Source organism: Gordonibacter sp., assembly GCF_036667095.1.
Classification (GTDB): Bacteria; Actinomycetota; Coriobacteriia; order Coriobacteriales; family Eggerthellaceae; genus Gordonibacter.
The window spans coordinates 1-7,843 of sequence record NZ_JAVWUP010000122.1 but is presented as its reverse complement, the minus strand read 5'-3'; the positions used below and the strand labels follow the sequence as shown (position 1 = coordinate 7,843).

Here is a 7,843-nt window from a genome sequence, read left to right as displayed (position 1 = left end):
TTCGATGCGAAGGGTCTTGTCGACGGAGCCTTCCCCGCTGACATTTCCACCGATCCCGTCGCGGACGGATGGGCCTACACGGCCGCAACGCTGCAAGACCTCGCAGCCCAGATTGATGTCCCTGTTGACGAACTACAGAAAACCGTGGAAACGTGGAACGGCTTTTGTGACAACGGCGAGGATGTCGCGTTTTTCCGCCCCGCAGACACGATGCAAAAAATCTTGGAGCCGCCTTTCTACGCGATGCGATGCGCTCCCGCCCTGCTCAACACCGACGGAGGACCCGTGCGCTCCCCCAAAGCGGAAATACTCGACCCCGACGGAGTGCCCATCAAGGGCCTGTATTCCGCAGGCGAATTCGGATCGGTTTGGGGACACAAATACAATGGCGCAGGTAACGTCGCGGAATGCACGTCGTTTGGCCGCATTGCCGCCCGCTCTCTCATCGCTGAATAATCGCGTTTAGTCACCCACACGCCTAAGCGCACAAACGACTAAAGCCCACACAAAGGCACCCATTCAAAGGAAAATCTGCGGATGGGTGCCTTTACGGAAAGTTGCTGGATCCCCGCCTCACCTACTGTGCGGAAACGGGAATGGCCTCACCCTTGCGCTTCAAAACCTTTCTTTGCTGACTTCTCAACTGCACCTTATCACATTGCCGGCACCAGCCCATCCGCCATCATTTCTCTTGTCGATGGACTGCTTAAACGACCAGACACCGTCGGGTCGCCACTGCGAGCCCGCCGATCGAAAGCCATACTATGGCAAAGCAGAGTGACTCGGCCGCCATCAACCAGATCAACGAGACTCGTAATCTTATTTTAGAAAATATACCTTCATGACAGTTTTCTAAAATGGAGGCGAAGATGGTCATAGCGCGGAGCGGCTATCTGCAGAAGCTGATCGATCGGAAACACAATGGACTGGTCAAGATAGTCACCGGCATCCGCCGGTGCGGGAAATCCTATTTACTCTTCACCCTTTTCAAACAGCATTTGCTAAGCAGTGGAGTGCCGGAAGACCGGATCATTCAAATCCAACTTGACGACCGCCAGAACAAGGCGCTTCGAAATCCCGATGCCTGTGACGAGTTCGTCAGATCCCGTATCGGAGAAGACCAGCACTATGTTTTGCTCGACGAGGTACAGATGATGCCCGAGTTCGAAGACGTGCTGAACGGATTTTTACACATCGAGAATTTGGATACCTACGTTACCGGTAGCAACTCAAAATTCCTCTCTACCGACATCATCACCGAATTCCGAGGACGGGGCGACGAGGTTCGCGTACATCCACTCAGCTTCGCCGAATACCATGCCGCAATCAACGAAAACTGGGACGACGACTGGAATAACTACGCAACCTACGGCGGCCTGCCCTATGTCGCGTTGCTTAAGGCCGACAACGACAAAGCTGCATACCTGCAAAGGATGTTCACCGAAACCTATCTGCGCGACATTATCGAGCGCAACAAGGTGAGAAACGACGGCGAACTATCCGATCTTGTCGACATAGTAGCATCGGCGATAGGATCCCTCACCAACCCCCAGAAGCTGGAAAATACCTCTAAAACCGTGAAAAAGGTCGATATATCGGCCCCGACTATCAAAAAGTACCTCGGCTACCTCGAAGAGGCGTTCATTATCACCCCTTCCAAGCGCTATGACGTCAAGGGGCGCAAGCACATTAGCACTCCACTGAAGTATTATTTCGAGGATATCGGCCTACGCAATGCCTGCCTGAATTTCCGACAGCAAGAAGAAACTCATATTCTGGAAAATATCCTATTCAATGAACTTATTGTCCGCGGGTTCCAGGTAGACGTTGGCATAGTGGATATAACCAAAGGCGGGCAGCGAAAACGCGTTGAGATCGACTTCGTAGCAAACCAGGGAAGTCGGCGCTATTACCTTCAATCTGCCTTCGCCCTGCCTGATGCTGAAAAACGAGCACAAGAGGAAAGGCCTCTGCTGGCAGTCGGAGACTCATTCAAAAAGATCATCGTAGTCGGCAGCAACGTCAAACTCAGCCGCGACGAGAACGGCGTGGTAACCATCGGCCTGAAAGAATTCCTGTTGAACCCGGACAGTCTCGATCTCTGACACGCACCCGAAAACTGCGCGTCGTGCAATTTTCGTTGCCTGAAGTTCTGCGCATCGTGCAATATTATGGGTTAAAAGTTCTGCGCGTCGTGCAAAGGAGACTAGTGATGCTGAAAAGGATTTTACGGCGCTTTTGATAAGTCGAAAAGCCACTCCATTAACGCACGACTCCGGATCGCTCTTCAGCCAGATCATTGTTGGCTAGACTCACCATACGCGTGGCAACGCGCTCGGTGAGTGCGGGGGAATGGGACACGAACACGAGGCCCATGCCGCGCGCCTCGGTCTCGGATACGAGGAAGCGCCAGATCTGGGCCTGGGTCACGGCATCGAGCATGGTGGACACCTCGTCGGCTATGAGGTAGCGGGGCTGCACGGCAAAGGCGCGCGCAATGCAGAAGCGCTGCAATTCGCCGCCCGAGAGCTCGTGGGGATAACGGGAAAGCCAGCGGTCTTGGATACCTAGCGCATCGAGCAGCTCATCCGGTGCACCCCCCGCCTCGGCGAGCGTCTGCTCCATACGCAGGCGCGGATCGACGGCACCCTCGGGATGCTGCCAGATCATCTGCACGGGGCACGCGCCGCGCTTCGGCAACGGACGTCCGTCCACGAGAATGCTTCCCGCATGCGGCTGCTCGTAGCCGGCAAGCAGTCGGCATAGCGTCGTCTTGCCGAACCCCGAAGGGGCGCTGAGGGCCACCCGCTCGTGGGAGTCTACCACCAAGTCGAAGCCCTCATACAGTGGCCGACCGCTTCCGTACCCGAAGGAAATGCCCCGAGCCTCAAGCATGTGTGTCCCCCTTCTTATCCGCGCCGCCGCCTCCCCGTGGATCCGCCGGTTGAAAGTCATGCTCCGGCAACGCATGCCAAAGCGCTCGCGAGAACGGATCGTCCAACAGGTCGGGTGAGGCGAAGTTGGCTACGGCCGTTTCCTCCACCACGGTACCGTCTTTGAACACCGCCACGCGATCGGCCACGCGCAGGGCCAGCTCGATGTCGTGCGTGATGAGCAGCACACCGCCACCTGCATCGGCGAAGTCGCGAAAATCCGCCAGGGCCGACAACGCCAGGTCGAGGTCGAGCCCCGGCGTGGGCTCGTCGGCCACGATGACACGCGGGTCGTCCATGAGCGCGCAGCATAAAAGCACCCGGCGTGCCATGCCGCCCGACAGCTCGAAGGGATAGAGGCTCGCCGCGTCCTCCGACAAGCCGTAGCGCGCGAACAGCTCCTGACGCCGTTTGCGACGGCGCGCGCGGGTAGCACCGTCCCGTGCGAAGCCCTCCACCTGACGGCCCACCTTCATGAGCGGGTCCAAATGGTTCACGCTCTGCGGCACGAGCGACACGCCGTTGCCGCGCACGCGCGCAAGCGAGGCAGCGTCTTGGAGCTCGCCGTCGAACCAGATGCGCCCGCGCACGGTGGCGTTCGGCTCGAACAGCCCCATGACGGCATCGGCCAGAAGCGTCTTGCCCGACCCCGATGCGCCCACCACAGCCACGATCTCGCCCGCATGCACCGAGATGCTCAAACCGTGCAGCACCTCCACCTCGCGCTGCTTCGCGCGGAAGAAAGGGGCATCCTCGTCGTACATGCGGAAGGTCACGCTCAGGTCTTCCACCTGCAGCAGATGGTGGCCGTGCGCGTGATGCGACACCGGCGCGTGCTTGTGATGGTGGTGTACCTGCGCGTCTTCATGCAGCGTTGCCTCATGACGCGCAGCGGCCGCCGCATCACCTTCGCCAAACAAGGCCGCCTCTAAGGCATCGAGTTCCTCCACGCGCCCCTCGGTCGTTTCCTCGCGCCTCAATCTTTCGCCCATTTCAGCCCCCTATTCCTGCGAGCTGTGCGGGTCGACGAGCTTGCGCAGGTTGGAGCCTGCCACGTCGAACAAGAGCACCGTGGCTATCAGGGCGAGGCCGGGGAACACCGCAAGCCACCACATACCGGCGGATAAATACGCCATCGATTCGCTGAGTATCACGCCGATGGCAGGCTGCTCCGGCGGCAAGCCGAAGCCAAGGAACGTGACGGCAGCCTCATGCAGGATGGCATGCGGGAACAACAGGATCACTCCTACGATGAACTGGGGCAACACATAGGGCACCATATGCGTGAGCGCAATGCTCACCGGGCTCTTGCCCAACTTGCGCGCTGCCGCCACGAACGTGGACTGCTTGCATTGCAGTATCTCGGCGCGTACGACGCGAGCAAGGCTCGGCCAATGCGTCACCGCCACGCCGATAGTCACGCCCCAAAACCCCTTCCCCAAGGCGAACGAGATGAGGATGAGCAGCACGATATGCGGAACACCCATCATGAGGTCGATGAGCCACGTAACCGCCGCGTCGACCTTCTTGCCACCCAGCGCCGCAGCCGCACCCAGCACCAGCGCGATGACCGACGACACGCCCGCTGCCAAAAGACCCACGAGCACGCTCGTAGACAGCCCCGAGAGCGTGCGCAACAGCATGTCGCGCCCCATCCAATCCGTGCCGAACGGATGTGCCAGGCTGGGAGCTAGATTCTTTGCAGCGAAGTCGGTAGCCGTGGCCCCGCCCGTTGCCACTACGCCCGCCACCACCACCGCAGCAAGCGCACCAAGCGCCACCACAAACGCCACCAGCGTCAACTTCCTATTCCCCATCCGAGCAGCCCGGGGAGCATGCAGCAGCGGAAGCTCAGCAACCTTAGAGCAGCCGGGGCCGACGGCGTCCACCAAGCGAGTTTCCCCTTCGGGGACGTGCTCAGCTTTGCTTCGCGGCGCCGCAAACCCGCGAAGCGGCGAGGACTGTTTGAGCGACTGGACGCTGTCGGCCCCAGCTGCGGTCTCGCAGGTCTCCTTACGACTTTCAAGCATGATCCACCCCCTTGCGCATGCGAGGATCAACCACGCCGTACAGCACGTTGGCTATCAGGTTGCCGCCGAATACGAACGCCGCCGAGAACAAGGCGATGCCCGCAAGCAGTGCCACGTCGCCGCCAAGGCCGGCCGTCACCGCCGCCTGCCCCAGCCCCGGGTACGAGAACACCTGCTCCACCAGCACCGACCCGCCGAATATCTCGGAGATGGCCGCAAACTGCAACGTGAGCGCCGGCAGTGCGAGATTGCGCAGCCCGTGACGGCGCAACGCGCCCCAGGTGGAGAGCCCCCGCGTGCGTGCGAAGCGCACGTAATCGCTTTCCAGCACGTCGACGGTCTTCTCGCGCGTGTGCAGTGCGATGTTCGCCACGCCCACCACCGACAGGGTCAACGCCGGCAGCGCCAGATGATGCAGCGCATCAACGAAGGTCACCTCGGAAGCTGCCACCCCGATGGGCACCGAGAACCCGAACGGAAACCACCTTAAGCCAACCGAGAATACGATGAGGAACAGCAAGCCCAGCCAAAACGTGGGCACGGATGCCAAAAGGAAGCAGTAGCCCTTCACGATACGGTCCACCAGCTTGCCGCGATTCGCTCCCGCCAAGATGCCCAGCCCGAAACCCAGCACCCCGCTCGCCACCCAGGCCGTGGCCATGAGCGCCAGCGAATTCACCGCCCGCGTGGCAATGACGTCGATCACCGGCGCATTGTAGCGCAGCGACATGCCTAGGTCCCCGTGCAGCAAGCCACCGAACCAGTTCGCATAGCGCTCCCACAAAGGTGTGTTCGCGCCCCAGTATTCGGCCAACTGCGCCCGCTTCGCCTCGCTCATGTTGATATAGGCCGTCTGCCCCACGTTCGCCTGAACCGGATCGACAGGGGACATGCTCACCAGCACGAACGTCACCAAACTCACGGCAACCATGAGCAAAACGAACTTGACTATGTTCCGAACAATAAAGTTACCCACACGTTTCCCTACGCTTCACACCCGATTCAGCATGGCCGAATAACTGTAGCAGAATCCCCGCCTCACGCAACGCCCCAAACCCGCCCGCCAAGCCGCATCGATAACAAAAACCCTACACCCAAGCCCACTGGTCGACGTTATTCACGAGCGACCAGCCGTGGCCATGCGGATGCGGCTTCTGCTCGGCAACCTTCAGGCTCTCCTTGGCGAAATACAAATGGTCGATGTTCGCGAACCACACCCAGGGTGCGTCACCCTGCGGCGCGATGCCGGACGTGCCATCCCACTGCGCCTTCTGCCACAGCGCAAACGAATCCTCGACCTTCGGCTGGGCCAGCGCCTCGTCCAGGTACGCATCGGTTGTCGCGCTCTCGTAGCTTGCGTAGTTGCCCGTGCCCTTGGAGTAGAACAGGTTGTATATCTCGGTGGGAGCATTCGTGCCCCAACCCCACACGACCGGGTCGGTGAACTGATGCGGATACAGGTCGTCCCAGCTGGCACCCTTGATGGTTACCTCGATGCCGAGAGTCTTCATCTGGTTGGAGAAGTCTTCGGCAATGCCCTGGCGCACGGTATCGCCCGCAGAGTAGTACAGATTGAAGGCGGCGCGCGTACCGTTCTTTTCGCGGATGCCGTCCGCACCTGCCGCCCAGCCGCCCTCGTCGAGCAGTTTCTTGGCCTTCTCCACATCGGTGGTGCACTTCATGTCGGGCGAGGACCAGGGCATGCCGTCGCCCACGCTGTAGGCGATCGTGCCGTAGCCGTTCATCACGTTCTTGATCATTTCTTCGCGGTCGACGCCGTAGTTAATAGCGCGCCGCACGGCAAGGTCGCACGTGACATTATTGCCGGCAGCCGCTTCGCCCTTTTCGTCGGTCTTTGTGCCTCCTGCGGGGACCGTCGGCAGCGAAATGCCACGCGAATCGACGGACTTACAGTTCAACAGATCGTAGCCTCCCGGCTGTTTATCGGCGAACGTCGCAGAGGTGTAGGCCACGTCAACCTGGCCGGACTGCGCCGCCGCAAGAGAGGCGTCCTCGCCCATGAACACCACGACGACGCGCTCGATCTTCGGTGCCTCGCCGTAATAATCGGGATTGGCCTTGAGGATGACCTGCTGTCCTTTATCCCACTGCTCCAGCAGGTAGCGGCCTGAGCCGATGGGGCTGTCGCCATACTTGTCGTCGTAGGCATGCTCGGGAACGATACCTACCACGGCAAGCGTGTACAGCAGCGCATTGAACGGCTTGGTCATACTCACCACCACGGTAGCGTCGTCTTTGGCCACCGCTTCTTTAACCATGGACATATCGCACTCGGATGCCTCGGAGTTCAGGATGCCGTTGATGGTGAAGGCCACGTCGCGTGCCGTAAGCGGCGTGCCGTCGCTGAACTTGGCATCATTGCGGAGGGAAAACGTCCAGGCCATGCCGTCTTCGGAGCACTCGTAAGACGTAGCGAGGTCGTTTGCGAATTCAAGCTCGGTCGTGGTCGTGATGAGCGTAGACTGGATGAGCGGCTCGTGCACATGCTCGCCGCAACCCCACGATACCATCGGGTCGAAGCCGCCGGCCGGCTCGGAGCCCGCCGTCATGGACACGACAACCTGGGAGGGCGTTTCCGCCTGTCCGCCCGTCGCCTTGCCGTCGGAAGCCTGCTTCTCCTCGCCGTTTGCGCAGCCCGCCAAAAGTCCGCCCAACGACAGCGTTGCCGCCGTCGCACCCGTCAGTTTCGCAAAATCGCGTCGCGTCAAAGTACCCATGCCCGTTGCTCCTCCTGTGTCCGACCACACCTCGTCGAGCTCGGTGCGGTGTTACGCTTTTAAATTGCGTAACACACTTTAGCACAGGAGCCTGCGCAATGGTGTTACTTTCTTTAAATTCGTAACCCTCTCGGCGAATGGC

Annotated in this window: 7 protein-coding genes; 2 read left to right on the top strand and 5 right to left on the bottom strand. The window is 60.1% G+C overall.

The genetic code is table 11. From position 1 onward, the window contains the following. Together RR842_RS10210 and RR842_RS10205 are read left to right on the top strand one after the other, a co-directional pair. A partial coding sequence (locus tag RR842_RS10210) for an FAD-binding protein (protein ID WP_332565757.1) occupies positions 1–456 on the top strand: 456 nt, incomplete at its 5' end. Positions 457–869: 413 nt separating this feature from the next. Next, on the top strand, positions 870–2,105 hold the full coding sequence (locus RR842_RS10205) for an ATP-binding protein (protein ID WP_332729671.1): 1,236 nt from the start codon (positions 870–872) through the stop codon (positions 2,103–2,105). A gap of 157 nt (positions 2,106–2,262) precedes the next feature. Here RR842_RS10205 and RR842_RS10200 read toward each other — a convergent pair whose 3' ends face one another. The 5 genes from RR842_RS10200 to RR842_RS10180 all read right to left on the bottom strand — a co-directional run bounded on the left by RR842_RS10200 (position 2,263) and on the right by RR842_RS10180 (position 7,701). Beyond that, a complete protein-coding gene (locus RR842_RS10200; protein ID WP_332514244.1) occupies positions 2,263–2,895 on the bottom strand; it encodes an ATP-binding cassette domain-containing protein in 633 nt (210 codons plus the stop codon). Beyond that, positions 2,888–3,925 (bottom strand): ATP-binding cassette domain-containing protein, encoded by a 1,038-nt coding sequence (locus RR842_RS10195; protein ID WP_332514242.1) that lies wholly within the window; start codon positions 3,923–3,925, stop codon positions 2,888–2,890. Before RR842_RS10195 ends, RR842_RS10200 begins: the two co-directional genes overlap by 8 nt. A gap of 9 nt (positions 3,926–3,934) precedes the next feature. Beyond that, positions 3,935–4,963, bottom strand: coding sequence for an ABC transporter permease (locus RR842_RS10190; protein ID WP_332722660.1), 1,029 nt, complete (start codon positions 4,961–4,963; stop codon positions 3,935–3,937). Further along, positions 4,956–5,939, bottom strand: a complete 984-nt coding sequence (locus RR842_RS10185; RefSeq protein WP_332514239.1) for an ABC transporter permease — start codon at positions 5,937–5,939, stop codon at positions 4,956–4,958. Before RR842_RS10185 ends, RR842_RS10190 begins: the two co-directional genes overlap by 8 nt. 112 nt (positions 5,940–6,051) lie before the next feature. After that, a complete protein-coding gene (locus tag RR842_RS10180; protein ID WP_332554003.1) occupies positions 6,052–7,701 on the bottom strand; it encodes an ABC transporter substrate-binding protein in 1,650 nt (549 codons plus the stop codon). Positions 7,702–7,843: the final 142 nt, after the last annotated feature.